Origin of the sequence: Planococcus soli, from assembly GCF_016881065.1 — a bacterium.
Taxonomy (GTDB): domain Bacteria; phylum Bacillota; class Bacilli; order Bacillales_A; family Planococcaceae; genus Planococcus; species Planococcus soli.
On record NZ_WXYN01000005.1, the window covers coordinates 1 to 15,967 of the forward strand.

Consider the following 15,967-nt stretch of genomic DNA (forward strand, 5'->3'; position numbering starts at 1 on the left):
TTTTTTATAAACTGTCCACTAAATGGGGCGCGGATCATATCTTGTCCTTCTTTTTTATTTATTAGTTGGATAATATAATTTTTTCGTCAATCATTTTAGCATTAAGATATTCTGCATTGTTTATCATAATCATTATACATTCTTTGAGGTACGTAACAGCTAGATCAGCAGTTGATACAGGCTCCTGGTTATCACGCTTTATCACCTTTTTATTTTCCGCCTTTGCATCACCATGGACTATCATGGACCTATAGGAATAAATATGTTTCATATTTTTAAAAATATCAAGTTTACTTTGGTTTAATGAAGACATTTGCAATAAAAATGAAATTCTCATGGATAATTTATGTGTAAGTTCTCCTTTATCATAATCACTTAATAAAGTTTCTAAGCCTATGACTGCATCAATAATGATGTCTCGTTCATCTTTTCTTAGAAAACAGCTTTCTAGCCTTTTACAGGCCAACTGAATTTTTTTATTCTCTTGGCCTTTCAAGCCTGTATATATTGTAGCTATACTCTTCAATTCTTCAATGGAAACAACAGGAATACTAGGTTCTAACCAGTAATGTTGATTAAATTCATAGGGATATGCTCTAGTTGAAGCTCCATGAAATGCTATCAGGTCTGATTTATAAGCATAAGTCCAATTGATTGGTTTAGACAAGACTTGAGCGTATCCAGTCGGGTGTTCAATTACTATTCTAAGAGCGTTAAAGAAGTAATTAATTTCTTCTAACGGAAAGGAATTTATATTACTTAAACTGTTTGAGGTTAAGTATTTGTTACCATTCGTCATTTTATAACCCTCAATAACCAAGGCATGAGTCGCTGCACTTAACACAGTGTCAGAAATACTTTCAGAATACGTAGTTACACCGATTCTCGATAAATGATCATTTTCATCCATCTTTACTAATGAAATGGAATCGCTGAATTGAAAAGAATCAATATCAAAATTTAAAAACAATATAGGTATAAAAAAAGCTACTGGAAGCTCTTTAGAATAAATACTATTTTCAATCGGCAAATAAACCTCTAGGAAGTCTTCTTCACTTAAAGAAACATCTTCTCCCCAAGTATGCAGAGCTTTAGCAACAATTCCTTTGATGTGAGTATTTATATTAACTTCAATTAACTTTATATCGAATTCCCATTCTTCTTCTTTTCCAGGATAGGCATATATTCTTTTGTAATCTTCATTTTCACATAAATAGCTATGAACTTCTTTGTATCCACTTAATTCTTCCAAAATTATTTTAGGTAATGTTTCCTTACTATAACTTTCAAAATAAGCTTCATATTTGACCAATGGACTATTTCCAAAAGTAGTTTTAGAGATGTTAGGTAACCCATTTGGCCAATATTTTATTTCTGGATAATCAAAATAACTTGGTCTATAGAATAATTGTTCTTTAGAGACAGCAACTGCTTTTTTTATCCCATCCAAAATCACAGGATATAGTAAATTAAATAATATTGGATTTTTGTTTTTTCCATTAAAGTACCTCTCTTTTCCTGTAACTTCCATTGTACTCCTTGAAAAATCATAACATTATTTCCCTCTTATATGTGTTTCACTATTCTCTCTCTTTTTTGTCGATAACCATAATTTTGATAACTAATCCGTTCGTAAAAGTACACTTTTACGAACAAAATGGCCGCAGTTATCTAAATAACTGCGGCCATTCTTCTACTTTAGCGATAGAACCCCCTTATTGGACTATTTGGACCAGAGCAAGACTGAACCTCTTTCCAATATATGCACCTGCTCAAAAAAACATTTTTCATTCAATTAACCAGACGCTCACCAATTCTTCCATTAGTAGCCGGTGTAGGCCAGAAGGATTTTGGTAGATGATGGAACGGCTATGTCGATCTAATTCCTGAATAACCCCGATGTGGTAATGAAACTTCTTTTCTTTCCACGATTTCATTTTCACCTGGCACTTCCGTTGCGCAGCCAATACAAGCTCTTCCTGCAATAGTTGCAGGTCCGATTCATCCAAGTCTGGCTTTGCATCGTATTTGTCCTCTTCGTACCAAGCACGAATCAGTTCCACATGTTCAGTCAACATCATTCCCTGCCACTTGATCACTCCCCGGTCTTTGATTTCGCCTTGTACTTTCAGGTGTTTATTTACCTTCATGTTGACCACCCCCTAAATTTATAAGAACATACGTTCTTAATATACCACTGAATTTAGGCATTCAATCTTTTTCGCCAAATAAAAAGACCCTCATCCAGTTTAGGATGAGGGTTAGCACAAAGATTGTTCGTCCACTTTTCGATTAAGGCCAATACTTCCGCTTTGAGTGTTCTATCAAATTAATTGTATTTTCATAAAGCCAGGAAGTTAAAGCCGAAGAAAGGGGTAGCTTAGTGGCTCTGGCTTTTTTAATAACTTATCTTATGCCCCGCTCCTCTTACTGACGCTTAAAATGCATCAATAACTATATTGACCTCTTTCAGCCGGTGTTTTTCGGATATGCTTCGTCTTTTGTAAGTAATTGGTTCGGAGCAGCTTGTGCAACAAATCTTTTGGTTTGCTTTGGATGGTATGGGACACAAAGGCGGCGTCAATCAGCGGTAAATGTTGAGCTTCTCGCTCTTCGTTGAGTTGTGCGGTCACTTTTTGAATACTGCCGGTATAGGCATACAGCTTAATGATTTGTTTCTCCAGCGTGTTTGCGTGATACGTTTCGGCAAGCAACACATAGTCCTGTAAATGTTCGATCTCTTCTTTCGCTCGGCTGACGGTCGGTAAATACTTCATGTCGTTCCCCATTCTCCAAAAATTGGTTTTTAATCAGTATAGCGGAAGCCGCTCGAAAGCAATAGCTAAAGTTCTGAATCTTCTTTTAAAAGGAAAGGGAAAATAGAAAGTGAGAAAGAAGTCACCCTCTCCTTCTAGTTTCTTTCCATTAATTTTTATATTATCATTTTGATTGGTCATTTTTCTGCTGGTGGCTCTGACAATTCCCTTCTTGTTTTTTTGTTCTCACCTTTCGATTTCAACTGTATTTGTTTTGGGATTCTGCTTTTTCTTTTCTGCTGCCGGAGCCTTTTCTTGATGGATTTCCGTCCTCAACCGAGCGGCGAACGATTGGATGTAGTCCTCGTCGTGTTTTAGCAGGACATCATGATACCCGTTTTCCAATGTTGTGTATGTCTCCTTGTCCACCAGCTGCTCTTTATCCAGTTGATGGAGCGGGTGAATGTATTCCCCTTTTTCGTATTGGGAACTGATGACGAGCGTAAGACCGCTGTCTTTTGGAATGGCTACGGTATAGGCTGTCTGCTCTTGCTTGTATTGATCGAAGTCTAAGTTATTCAATTCCCCGAATGGCTTAAACTCGCTGCTGATGCCATGGATAAACATAGCGGGCTCTTTGTTGTCCAATTCCTGTCCGGAATGAGACGCGTGGGCCTTCAGTGCCTGATCCGTGAGATTGTAAGAAATATCATCCGCTTTGCTTTGCTGCAGCTCCTTCTCTTTTACTTGGTCAAAGTGCGAGTCGATTTCGTCGATAAACTCGCTGGCCGTGTTCTGGACTTCCTTCAGCATCCGCTCCTTGTCCTTCAATTCACTACCCTGCGTCCAGTTGGCCAAGTACGAAAGCGTGAATTCTTCCGTATCGATGCCGTACCGGTTGGCCACCACATAGGAAACCATTTCGGCCTGGAACTCCTTTTCGTTCGTCGACAATTCCTTGGCTCTCTCCGGCGTGTGCATCTTCGCATGCGCCAGTTCATGGATCAGCACCGACACATTTTCGAATTCCGTATTCCGCGGGTTCAAGGCGATGATCTTTTCAGTGGGAGCGGCAGCCCCTTTGGCTGTCCCGAGTTCGAATGGCGATTCGTCCACAATGGTGAAATCTAGTTTATGGGCGATTTTATTCAATGCGACCGTCATTTCTTTGCTGCTTTCAAGACTGCCGTCCCGATGGTACTTGCCGAAAAGTTCAGAGACCGACAGATTCAATTCACGGGCATTGGTCTGCGTGTATTCGAAGACGTGACCGATTTTGAAGAAGGTTTTTTGGGACGTGTCCAGCTGCTTCCTCTCAATCAATTCTTTTTCCTGCTTAGTTGCAGACGATACGGGAACATCGATGCCGTTCTTCTTGAAAAATTGGACCGGCGTCGGGACGAGTATCTTAATTCCTTTCTCGCCTTTTCGAACAGCCGCTCCCTTGCTTTTCCAAAAATTAAAGGAGCCCACAGCTTGGGCTCCCATGAATTGCTTATCGATTAAGGTCATATTGCGCTGCGAGTAATTGTGGAAGTTGGCCATGAATGCCAAGTGTTCCCTCATCGCTTTTTCAGAAACAAAATAGGAGTCGATTTGCTGATCCATACCGGATGTCAGCTCTTCAATCTCTTTCATCTTTTCTTCCGGAGTTTTTGTTTTGCCTTTGAATGCCATTCAGACCATCACCTTTCTATTTCGACTGCCTTCTCTTTCGTGAATCTTTTCGCTTCGACTAAATCCATGTTCCAGTCCTTATTCTTCGGCTTGTCAACTTCGAAATTAGTTAGATAATTAGACCAGCGCTCCACGAACTGCTGACCGGCTGCATCGTTGTCGACCGCAAAGATGACCTGTTCCACGACCGCTCCGCGTTCCTTGCAGTCCTTGATCAAGTCTCTGACACCTGCTGTCGCGGTTTGGTCTTTCAGCCCGGACATTGACAGCAAACGGATATGTTCAGGCCGTTTCAACTCGAAATAACTGAGCGCGTCGATCGGGCTTTCAAATATCGCAATTTTGTTGGGTGAGCCGATGTCCACTCGGAATCCGCCGTCCTGTTTGCTGTTGGCCATGATTTGCTTGAAGGTCTTGCGCTTGTTATCCATCTTCAGCGTTCCCTGTTTGTCGCCCCCTACAATTTTCCCTTCGGAGTCTCGCCATTTAAAAATGCCATTCTTTAATTTATCCTCAGCCAATAAATCTTTGCGTATCAGAGCGGAGACAATTTTCGGATCCAGTTTCCGCTCATTGATTAAATACGTTGAAATATTCTCCTGCTTTTCAACTTCGTGATAGAGCGGGTATTCAAATTCTTTTGTTGTGTGCCGCTCGGATTCTCTAGAAAAAGTCTTGGAAGAATCTTGCGCATTCACATCCCGAACTGCATCCTGGAATGTCATGTCGTTATACTCACGGGCAAAGCTGATGGCACCATAGCCGCCCTTGCTTCGACTGTTCCAGTACCAATGCCCGCTGTCTTTAATGACAAGGGAATCGTGTTCGGGATGCCGGTAGTAATGTCCCTGCCGCTCCAAGCTCTCGCCTTTTGCGTGCAAATAATCCAGTACATGAACGTCATTGGCTTTTCGAACTTCTTCTTTGTCCACTCGATCACCCACCCCAATCACTCCTTTTGATTACTAGAAAAAAGATTACTCTTCTTCATCGAATTCTTCAGCCGCTCCAATCAGTTCCGTTAAATCCATTTCCGGAAACTCTTCAAGTACTGCTGACTCATCCATGTTCAAAATAAGTTCGTTTGTGTCCGAATCAATTGGCACCAGGAAGACATTCTCCGTCACCATTTGGAGTAGCACTTCGCGGTCCGTCTCCTTCAATTCTATTTCAATGTCTTCTCCATTCACCGAAACCAATACATCTTCTTCCCCGACTTCCTTAATCAAACCCAGTGTGTAATTGTGACTGAATACTGCCATCCTTATCCGCTCCTTCTTTCTATTGATTGTCTTTCCGCTGCTTCTGTTCGGTGATTCGCGACTCAATCAACTCATCCACCTGTTTCAAGAACGGAGGCGCGTTCATGTCCGTCGTCATGATGTGATCGATGTTCTGTAGCTGCAGAAGTCCTTGGACCAGCTCAATGAGTTTCTGTGTGTTGCGGTCGGTATTGTTGGTGCCTAAACGAATCTTGTTTACTTCTTTTGCCACGCCCGCCTCAATCAATTCACTGACAGAATCCGTCACGTTTTGCGAAACGATCTGTGCCAGGATATTCGTATTGACCTTTTCAGAGGTCAGCTGCTTGTGCTCTCGGATAACCAATTCTAAAGCCCGGGAACTGCTATCTCGCGGCAGTTCGTTTTTGATGGCGTAATCCTTTAAGTACTGATGTACATCTTCATCAATGCGGTAACGATGTTGTCTTTTTGAGTGTTCATATTGTTCGTCCATGCCTTCGCCTTCCTTCTATCTTTCATATTCCTTCTCCTGCTGCAATTCTTCGTAAGCCTTTTGGTTTTTGCTTGTTTCCAAATCATCTTTGGCAAAACGATTGACCAAATAGACGGCCTTGTTGAGATCGCGCTGAACAATCAACTTGCTCGGCTTCTTGCCGTTTTTTCTCGAAAACTCTTTTTGTTTCCAATCGTATTCGCTCACTTCTTTGAGAATGGTATTGCCCATGCGTGTATACAAATCCGTCATCTTGGTTTCACGGTACCGCTCTGAATTGGCCGAGTTACCATACATCCGTTTATGAACGTCCACTTCTTTGTCCAGCTGCTTCTGGAAGTCTTTGAATTCTTCTTTGAAATTCTTTTCGATGTATAGCGTAGTGAGCTTGTCTATTTCCGGCCGGACTTCTTGAATGGCGTTCATGTTATAGCGCCACATCCGTTTGTCATCCGGCAACTGCTTGTGAATCTTTTTAAACTGCCGGAGGAACTCGCGGTTCATGACTTGATTCTTCAGACTGAGGAACGGATCGTCACGCTTGGAAGAAATGACTCGCTCTCGAATAAATTCATTGAGCTTTTCATTATGCCTAGAGCGGTCTGTTATCTTGTTGGCCACTTTTGATTTCATCGAATCAATAGAAGCTTGTTTTCGTTTGCCTCGCTCTTTAAAATCTTTCGTCTGCACGATGGCAACGTGGACGTGAATGTTTTCCGTGTTGTAATGGATGGCGCCTGTCCAGATGGCCGAATCTATCATGCCTTCCTTCTTCAACATGTCCTGGACTGCGGAGCGGGTTGCGTCTTGTATTTGTTTATTGTCGATGTTCTTGCCTTCCAATACGCCGCTCTCTTTCAGCCAATCGTTATCAAACGAGATGACGTCCTGCCACAAGACACTGCCGCTCTCCTGTGCTTCCTGAAACTTTTCTTTGAAGTACAGCTTCTCTTTGTCGGAAAGGCCGTCGTGATTCAACGTGAACAGCCCGGTGGACTTCTCTTCATTGCTCATGTAGTCCTGGTACTTTTCAAACTCATTTGCTTTGTCGTGAGTCTCGGCACGATCCATGTAGTTTAAATAATCATTGAAAGAAGTTTTTCCACCACTTCCGGAAATAAACTTCGACTTGACCACAATTGCAGGACTACTCGTCATCAACCATCAGCTCCTTCAACAAATCCACCAATTCATTCACACTGTCCGAGGTCTTTTCCATAAACAACGTATTGACTTGCAATTGTTTTTCGATACTGTGGTCAGCTTGCGAAACGAGTTCAAGCAGCGTTGCCTTTTCAATCAATTCTTTCAGATAGGATTGCCGTGAGAGATTCTTTTTCTTCGCCCACTCATCGATTTTTTTCATTGCGTGCGGATCAACACCGCGAATTAAAACGTCCATGAAGTTCCCTCCTGTGGTGTGTTGTCCGTGACCCTTGCTAAACCCAGACCTAGAAAAAGAGAGGAAAGAGCATAAGGGAAATCTGCTATCACTTTCCGTGATAGACCAGGCGGAGCCTGGGTTTGAGATGATATCACTAAAAACATCTTAAGGCTTCCATATGGAAGCCCTTAAAATAGCCGTTTGCCTCCATATGGAAGCCCTTAGAATTGACCGTTAAATATTCAAATCGTATTGTTTTTGTTTCAAGCGCTCCACTTTTGCGCGAATATTTTTGGCATCGTCGCTGATCGTTTGTTGGTCCCGCTCATAGTCTTCAATGCGCTTCTCCAACTGGAAAACATCGTTATTGGTCTCGACTTGTTCATCCACAGTTTGATACAAAAGGTCCGACTGCAGCTGTTCAATCTCTGTACGAATCTCCGCAATGACATCGTCCATCATCCGGCTTTTTTCTTCCAGCTCTTCGATGTCCCGCTCCGCTTCACCGATTAGTTCATCGTTAATTTCAAGCGCATATTCGGTAAAGTTCCGGTCAGGTATCGCTTCTTCTTTGACCACTCGTTGATCCGTGTAGATGGTGGAGATCACGCTGTTTTCCTCTTCATCCGATTCACCTTCAGCAAACAACTCATCGTAACTCTTTTCGCCTTTAGTGAACCGAAGGGCAATTTGATTGAACTCTTTCGGAACGTCTTTGATGTGAATGATGTAGATATCACTTTCGTCATAAACGATTTCTGTCGGCAGCTCGGCAGACAGTTTTTCTCTGCTGACCGCAGTGAAATCCAACTTGGTCATGTAATCTTCCATGCCGTTTGTCACCAGCGTGACCTCCATCATGTTTTGTTCTTTATCGTATGCCCATTCTTTTATAGTGAATTTTCCGTTTGCCCGCAAATCAAATTCTTCGTTCAGTTCGGTCTGGTTGATCGGAATGTCTTCAGCCATAAACAGCTTTGAGATTCCGAAAAATCCGAAGCCCAGGATGAACAGAAAAGCTACCGCGATATATAGATTCGACATGTTGAGCTTTAGATTCTTTTTCTTCTTTTTCGCCATCTAGATCCCCCCGTATTCATTTTCAAGCGGCTGAATATCAGATACTTTCAAGAGATTTCCTTCTGCTGTAAACACTAGTTTTGCATACATTTCCTTTTCTTCTGCGTATCCGGAAGCAAGGATTTCTTCGCTGTAGGTGTAATGAACAATCGCTTCATTTCCGCTCTGGCCATCCGCAAAAACAGTTACCTCTTTGATTTCAACCGCTATTTTCTGCTGTTCTCCATCCATCCCGTCAGCAGGATACAAAGTTTCATACAGGCTCTCAGTCATGTAGTTGAGCGCCAATTTCTTTCGTGTTGCATACGACTCAGGATCACTTTCGAACGCGTATTCAATAAATCGCTGAGCGGTATTGACGAGTTCATCGGATTCCGTTCCAGTCTCTGGAGCAGGTTGATTTGTTTCTTCTGCCTCGGCTGGAGCGACTGCTTCTTTTGCCTCCAGTTCTTCCTGGAGTGATGCAATTGCATCCTCTTTTTCTACTAACTCATTTTCGTATTGCGCTTCCGTCTTCTTTGTTGTATCAATGTCTCCTCGGTCCATGGAGTCATCTAAAGTGAAGCTATAGACATTAGCGGCCAATGAGATGGCTAGAAGAAAAGAGAGAAGAATGAGCAATGATTTTGTTGTAAATTGCATTCGTCAGGCCTCCTTGAATAAGAAAGGAGCGGGATCCATATAGCCGCCCCACATCTGGGTTTTGATTTCAAAGTGTAGATGCGAACCGAAGGAACGTCCGGTATTGCCGCACATTCCGACTTGATTGCCACCCTCGACCTTTTGGTTTACCTGAACACTGATTCGGCTTAGATGGGCGTAGGTAGAGAATGAATTGGCTGCGTGTTGAATGGTGACGACATTCCCATATCCGCCATACGTGCCGGCATAGACGATGGTGCCATCTTTCACCGAGTGGATGGAATCAGCCTCGCTGCAGCCTAAGTCGATGCCGTCGTGATGTTCCGGTCCTGCTCCGATGTTCCGCCAGCCGTAATTGGAAGTGACGCGCATGGCATTGCTGACAGGAGCGGCCATGTCTCCCGCAATCATTTCTGAACTTCCGGCGCTGGCAGATGGCAAATACCTCAGTACTGCTTCCACATAACCGATATCTCCGTAACAGGCATTGTGCTGTATCGCTTCCGGACGACTGCATTTATAAAGTCCTGTGTGCTTCAATTTCTGGTACTGCAATTGCGAGAAGGAAATGGCCAGTTCCTTTGTATAGGAGCCGCCATTCTTCAATACATAATCGATGAACCCACTCCCGAAGTTATAGCTTTGCAAGGTCAGCTTCACATCTTTCTTGGCGCTTTCAAAGACAGAAACGAAATGTTTTACGCCGTATGCAATGCTTTCATCGGGACTGGTGATGCAGCCAATAGACCCGCATTTGGATTCACTGGCTTGCATCGGATCGTTCCCTTTCCCTCCGGATTCCTGCATCATCAGCGCCAGTAGCAACTCGGTCTGTCCTTCCATATCGTACTTGGCAAGTTCACTCGAAATAGCATCTCGGTATTGAGCAACCTCTGGTGAAACGGATGCCGGACCGACGCCGACACCGATGCCATCTCCCGAAGAACCATCATCCGGACTGGAGAACATAGAGAAGATGCCTGCTGTGAAAATTAAGATAATCACGATTGCAAGAGCGGAACCAGCGATGATCAGTTTGGCTTGCAAGCCGATCGGATTGTATTTCACTAACGCTAATTTCAGAGCGGTCTTGGCTAGTTGAGCCTTTGAACGTGGCTGCGGCATTTTACGCACCCCCACCGAACATCGCCAGTTCCCGTTTCGATACATCGACTGAAAAGACAATGTTCTTATCTCCAGAAATCGAGAGAACCACCTTCCCCGTTTCTAATTGCGGAATGACCCGTGTCTCCGAATCTGTCAGCTGGCCTTTGAATACATGCTGAATGGCCGATAAGGATTGGGCGTCCTGCTGGCCGATGAATTTATATTGGGTCAAGTCGAATAATGCTTTGACATTTTCCGCGTATTCATTATTGGAACCGTCCGGAACAAAATCGGAAATAAGGTGTGAGGCGAAGAAAAGACCGCCGAAATACTTCCGGGCCTCCCGCATGAATTTATTCAGGTACAGTACCGCTGGCTGTGAAACTTCCCGTGTATTGATGAGGTGATGAGCTTCATCAATCAGGACCAGGAACTTCGATGCGTCCTCAAACGCCAGCTTTTCTTTGTTGTAGGCATTGAACTGCGGTGCTCCTTCTGAAATCATGCTGTCCCACAACATATTGAGAATGCTGAAGATCTGAGCTTGGTAGATTTCCGATTTCAAGTTGGTTAGATTCCGAAGCGGGAACGACACGATTCCTTCATCATCGAAGCTTTCAATGGAAGATGTACCATCAAAAATGCTTCCGTAGTTGTCGACCAGGTTCGTCAACGACAACTCGATATTCGACAGGCGCAGCTCCCGCTCTTGTGCTAAGTTTCCGTGCCGGATTTGCTGGTCAAAGTCTTTGTACAGTTCCGCTCGGACTAGAAAAAGAAGGTCTGAAAATGTCGGGTACTCCTCTGCTTTGAATTGAGTGATCGGAATGATTTCTTCCGGATCTCTAGACCACAACTTCCGTTCGACATAGAGTTTGCGAAGCAGAATTTCAAACTCGGTGCTCTCGGTTGCATTGGCCTGCGGGTTGATGAAGTTGTAGAAGACGCTCATTTTCGATAGGTGCTGCGTAAAGGATTGCGTTTCGTTTGTGGAGCCATCTTCCTCATTCGTTACCGTCTTGAATACTTGGAGCGGGTTGATGATGCCGCGGGATCCGTCCAAGGCAATCTCCTTGCCCCCCATCTCTTCTATCAAGTTTCTGAATTCACCGGTCACGTCCAGGATACGGACTTTGTTGCCTTTGCTTGCTTGGTCCATCACGGTCTTTTTCAACAGCGTAGATTTTCCGGAACCCATCTTCCCGACCATCAAGGCATTATAGGACTTGCGGTTCTTATCCTTATGGAAGAGGTCAAAGACGACGCTGCCGTTTGTTTCGGTCGTTCCGTAATAGGTGCCGTGTTCGTCTGTCAGGCTGGTGTAGTGGAACGGGTACCCGCCAGCAACCGACAAGGCTTGAATCTCTTTCCCTTTCCGTTTATTGATGAACTGCAGCTGGTTGTCGTAGCTGGCAAAGATGCCGGACCACAGATAATCCTGTTCATTCAACAAGACCGAGCCTCGGAAGTTCAGGCTCTCCAGTTCATCCAACACATGCCGCACACGCTGCTCCAGCTCTTCGAACGTCTTGGCCATCACGTATGCCCGAAGATGAATCCGTTTCATGATTTCGCCTTTGGTAATCTGCTTATAGACTCCATCGAGCTCTTCGTAACTGGCTCGGGCATCGATGCGGTCCACGTTGTCTTTGGCCGTTTGATAGCGGGTATTTTGTTCCGCCATGGATTTGTTGATGGATTCGATGATCTCTTTCCGATCAGCCGTGGCGACGTCCAGTGTGACGACGGCATGTTCAATCCGCATCAACTCTTCGAGCCAGAAGTCACCGACCAGGGATTGGTACTTGTAGACATGAATGCAGGAGACGTACCCATCCCCTGTCTTCACGTAGCCGCTCTCGAATTTGATGCCACCCTGTGGTTGGATCTTCGACAGCAGATAGGGATTGAATCCCTTTTCCGCTTTCACTTCGTCGTCATTCTTCGGTTTCAGTATGGTGCTTAAAAAATTCAGCATGTCGCGTCCTCCTATACTTCAGATAGTGGTTTAGAGTTTAAATTCGCTAGCTGATACAGGATGCTCAGCTTTTTAACGAGCGATAGTTCAACGAGTGGGTTACTGCGCGCCATCAGTTTTCGCGCATGAACTTTATTCTCCAGCATGGCTTTCTCATCATTGCTGTAGATAAATAGGAAGAACTCGCGGTCTGTGCGGTTGTTTTCTAGAAACTCCAGGTCTTTCAATTTCTTTTCCAAGTGCGGCAGGTAATACGGATTATGATTTCGTCTAATATCGCGCATGACGTGCCGCTTTGGAATCTCCAGATTGACCGGCGTATTGAGCGGGACCACCTTAACAGAGGGCAGATACGCCTGGAAAAAGTGGGCCAGTGAATAGATATCATTGTCTTTATCCGTCTCATTCAACGAATAGATGTCCTTGCTGGTAATTTGAAGGATCTCCATGAATTCACCGTTCCGCATTTCAAAGAACTCGGAATCAGTGATGTCGACGATTGGCGCAATGTCCGCAAAAGATGAAAGGACTTTCTTTTTGGTGCTGTGCGCTTTCCGCTCCGCTGAGATGTCCCGCTCATCCAGCAAGGCAGTTCGGCTTTTGGATTTCGATCGTTTCTTCGTTTCTTCAAACATGGCCATCTTTATTCCCCCTCCTCGTAATCAATTGCGCTATATGTGTCTTTTTTTCGGACCATCGCGTACAGAATGGCCTGATTCATTCGTTTCTGCGGGTTAGTGGCAGGGCGGACGATCAAGAACAGTACGAATAGAACAATGAAGCCTGTAAATGGCCAGACCAGCGATGAATGCACGAAAGGCAAGGCAATCATCCGGAAAATAATCAAGCCGATTATTAGAAAAAGGTCGAACAGGTATAACGCTTTGTTGATTTTTAGCTCAGTCGTAATTTCATTCGGGATTTGGTAGATCCTCATCGATGTCATCTCCTTTATAAAAAAAGGACCGCACGGATGTGTGCAGTCCTAAACAATTATCTATTTCTTCTATAATTCTTGATGCGGTCCAACGTGTTTGAATCTTGCTGATTCAAGTTATGCGTTCTCGATCTTCGGACATCATTCACGCTCGTTCTGTTCGTTTGTTGCGTATCTTGCTGATGATTCCGATTGACGGTTGTGTCATTCACGATGTTCTCACGGGAAGCACTGTCTTGATTAATCGTTCTGCTAGATCCGCTGCTTGATGTCGTTGAATTTCCCGGAGCAGCTGATGCCTCGGAATTAAAATTACCCGCTCCTGAAGAGCCGCTCGAGTTCGTGGTGACATTTGTGGCGCCTTGTCTTGCATTGCCAGATGTTTCATTCACAATGACATTCTCATCGATTGTTTGTTCGCCACCAGAGCGGTTGATATTGGTTGTGCGTTGTTGCCGCCCGGAAGGAGCACTCATATTAGAATTCGTATTGCCAGAAGTCTGAGGTGTAGGATTCTGCGCTTCATTCGCAGAAACAGTTTCATTGACCGCGCCAGAAGGATTACTCGCATTCGATGTGACATTTCTAGCTCCTTGAGATGCACTTCCGGAAGTTTCATTGACGATGACATTCTCATCAATCGTTTGATCACCACTGGCACGATTTACATTCGTTGTATTTTGCTGTCGTTCGGAAGGACCACCACTATTTTCATTGCGGCTCTGTCCTGCTGTTGATGAAGGAGCGGCTGCATTGCCAGCGTTCGGACTTGCTGCAGCACTCGGACCCGGAACGGAACTTCCAACCGAACTGTCTCGGACAGCGGTGTTGCCTTCTGCTTGTTCGTTGATGCTTTCGACCTCGTAATCCGTTTGTCCGGTTGTCCGTTGCTCCAGGCGTTCATTTTGGATACTGCCGGCAGCCATTGCCGCTGATGTTCCGCCGCCCGAACGATCTGCATCATTAGGTGACGGCGCAGAACCACTCGAACCAACCTGTCTCGTACTACCTTCAGATACAGCCGAATTGCCGTGTTCTAAATCATTTGGTGAAGGAATATGTCCTCCAGATATTCCCGTGCCTTGTGAGGGCTCCTGTTGCCCTTTTTCGCCGCTAGGTAAATTCCCTTTGTTGGAAGTGGCGTTTCCAGGAGCGGTGCTGCCGTTTCCGGATATTCCGTCTGTTTCTTTTTTCTCTTTCGAAAGTTCGATGCCATCATTTGGCGATGGAGCCTGCTCGTTTTTATCGCCGTCTTTCTTTTCATCCAATCCGGCATTGATTCCTTTTTTGTTAGCAATTCCACCGACTGCCTCACCTTTATTTTCGTCGGCATTCGGTGACATCGCGTTTTCAGTAGCCGCCCCACTCTTATTCTGACGACCCGATGCTTTCTCGCCCTGGCCTTCACCTTCTTCAGTGCCGCCAGAACCACGGGAACCACTGGAGCGGCTCATGCCATTCATGACTGCTCCGCCTGCGCCGGAAATCAACTTACCTCCAGCGTAAGCGCCAGCCAAGACGCCCCAGCCGTTTTTAAGGCCCGCATCAATGCCGAATAACCGCTCCACGATGTTTGGTCCGTCTATCACCGCGACAGAGAAGGCGATTAAAGCAATCAAATACGCTAAGCCATCCAATTCAGCGGCCACATAAGCGGTACCGATCATATAAATCTTCATAGAGAGGAAAATCAAGATGATGACGAGGAATGTATTCAGAATCGATTGCATGATTTTCTTGGTCTTTTGGCCATCGTGTATATCTGCCGGTGCCACAAGTAAGGCCAGGATGTAGTTGAATGTTAATTCAAAAGACAGCCTGGCCAGTTTGTGTGCGATTGAGAAAAGCGTGAAGGCCATGACAGCCAACGTTGTCAGCAATGTGAGCCAATTAACGTCGTAGCGGTAATAAGATTCATTCGTCCATGGCATTAACGTGCTGTCTTCCAGTTCGACTAATTCTTTTTCACTCACAGACCACGTTAATTTATGCGCGATTATTTCTCTCCCATCTGGTGTTAGTTCCAATTCAGTCCGCTCTTTATCCAGCTTTTCTGTAACGGAAAGATGTCTAATCATAGAGAGCGGCAGCGTATTGGATGGATCAATGTCGGTTGTTTCCCAATCGCTTTTATCAAACTCAACTAAATCTGTTAGCTGCCTTGAAACAATATTGTCAGATAAAGAACCTTCGCCTTCATCGTACAGCTCTGTTGTATTGATGGCGTTAATGGCTTCATCGGTAAATTCGTTTGCTTTGCCCATTCCTTGGGACAGAGCTACGACGATGATTAAGGCAATAAACAAGTTCATGGCCATGCCTTCGCGATCAAACTTCTTCTGGAATATCAGCATATAACCGGCATAGAGCAAGCTGAACGCTAAAAGAATGTACAAAAAAGGGCGTATCGTGTCAACGAACGCCGCAATTTCTGGATTCTGAAAGAACTGTTTGACGAGCAATACTTCGTCCGTCACATTTTCGAGTCCATCTACTATAAAGGCAAGCCCTTTGATAAACATCCAACCCAACCAGCGCACCATGTCGCTAATTGCGGTACCGACGCTTAAAAACTCACCGAATTCCTCAATCTTTTCTACAATTTCCGCGTCTTTCATACGACCTCACTCCTTATCACTCCACCGGAAATTATATGACTGGATGGACCA

Annotated in this window: 16 protein-coding genes; all 16 read right to left on the reverse strand. The window is 44.6% G+C overall.

What is annotated here, in order from left to right; all coding sequences use genetic code 11:
• Window positions 1-61: 61 nt before the first annotated feature.
• Window positions 62-1,531, reverse strand: coding sequence for a HEPN domain-containing protein (locus GJB59_RS02100; RefSeq protein WP_142830714.1), 1,470 nt, complete (start codon window positions 1,529-1,531; stop codon window positions 62-64).
• Window positions 1,532-1,787: 256 nt separating this feature from the next.
• Window positions 1,788-2,150 (reverse strand): YolD-like family protein, encoded by a 363-nt coding sequence (locus GJB59_RS02105; protein WP_142830716.1) that lies wholly within the window; start codon window positions 2,148-2,150, stop codon window positions 1,788-1,790.
• 297 nt (window positions 2,151-2,447) lie between these two features.
• A complete protein-coding gene (locus GJB59_RS02110) occupies window positions 2,448-2,777 on the reverse strand; it encodes a hypothetical protein (RefSeq protein WP_142830719.1) in 330 nt (109 codons plus the stop codon).
• Between the two features lie 225 nt (window positions 2,778-3,002).
• On the reverse strand, window positions 3,003-4,433 hold the full coding sequence (locus GJB59_RS02115) for an ArdC-like ssDNA-binding domain-containing protein (protein ID WP_142830721.1): 1,431 nt from the start codon (window positions 4,431-4,433) through the stop codon (window positions 3,003-3,005).
• Window positions 4,434-4,441: 8 nt separating this feature from the next.
• Window positions 4,442-5,377, reverse strand: a complete 936-nt coding sequence (locus GJB59_RS02120) for a DUF3991 and TOPRIM domain-containing protein (RefSeq protein WP_142830723.1) — start codon at window positions 5,375-5,377, stop codon at window positions 4,442-4,444.
• A gap of 33 nt (window positions 5,378-5,410) precedes the next feature.
• The gene (locus GJB59_RS02125) at window positions 5,411-5,695 is read right to left on the reverse strand and encodes a hypothetical protein (RefSeq protein ID WP_142830726.1); all 285 of its coding nucleotides are present in this window, start codon (window positions 5,693-5,695) and stop codon (window positions 5,411-5,413) included.
• 19 nt (window positions 5,696-5,714) lie between these two features.
• Entirely contained in the window at window positions 5,715-6,170 is a 456-nt protein-coding gene (locus GJB59_RS02130; protein WP_142830728.1) for a hypothetical protein, read from the reverse strand.
• A 15-nt stretch (window positions 6,171-6,185) separates the two neighbouring features.
• The gene (mobP2, locus tag GJB59_RS02135) at window positions 6,186-7,328 is read right to left on the reverse strand and encodes a MobP2 family relaxase (protein ID WP_142830730.1); all 1,143 of its coding nucleotides are present in this window, start codon (window positions 7,326-7,328) and stop codon (window positions 6,186-6,188) included.
• Entirely contained in the window at window positions 7,318-7,572 is a 255-nt protein-coding gene (locus GJB59_RS02140) for a hypothetical protein (RefSeq protein ID WP_142830732.1), read from the reverse strand. The genes mobP2 and GJB59_RS02140 overlap by 11 nt, the downstream gene beginning before the upstream one ends.
• A gap of 216 nt (window positions 7,573-7,788) precedes the next feature.
• A complete protein-coding gene (locus tag GJB59_RS02145) occupies window positions 7,789-8,634 on the reverse strand; it encodes a hypothetical protein (RefSeq protein WP_142830734.1) in 846 nt (281 codons plus the stop codon).
• Window positions 8,635-9,276, reverse strand: coding sequence for a hypothetical protein (locus GJB59_RS02150; RefSeq protein ID WP_142830736.1), 642 nt, complete (start codon window positions 9,274-9,276; stop codon window positions 8,635-8,637). It lies immediately after the preceding gene.
• 3 nt (window positions 9,277-9,279) lie between these two features.
• Entirely contained in the window at window positions 9,280-10,401 is a 1,122-nt protein-coding gene (locus tag GJB59_RS02155) for a lysozyme family protein (protein ID WP_236015364.1), read from the reverse strand.
• A gap of 1 nt (window position 10,402) precedes the next feature.
• Window positions 10,403-12,361: a VirB4 family type IV secretion system protein gene (locus GJB59_RS02160; RefSeq protein ID WP_142830738.1), complete on the reverse strand. Its 1,959-nt coding sequence runs from the start codon at window positions 12,359-12,361 to the stop codon at window positions 10,403-10,405.
• Between the two features lie 11 nt (window positions 12,362-12,372).
• Entirely contained in the window at window positions 12,373-13,002 is a 630-nt protein-coding gene (locus tag GJB59_RS02165; RefSeq protein ID WP_142830740.1) for a TraC-like domain-containing protein, read from the reverse strand.
• 2 nt (window positions 13,003-13,004) lie between these two features.
• Window positions 13,005-13,298: a DUF5592 family protein gene (locus GJB59_RS02170; RefSeq protein ID WP_142830742.1), complete on the reverse strand. Its 294-nt coding sequence runs from the start codon at window positions 13,296-13,298 to the stop codon at window positions 13,005-13,007.
• A gap of 56 nt (window positions 13,299-13,354) precedes the next feature.
• Window positions 13,355-15,916, reverse strand: coding sequence for a pLS20_p028 family conjugation system transmembrane protein (locus GJB59_RS02175; RefSeq protein WP_142830744.1), 2,562 nt, complete (start codon window positions 15,914-15,916; stop codon window positions 13,355-13,357).
• Window positions 15,917-15,967: the final 51 nt, after the last annotated feature.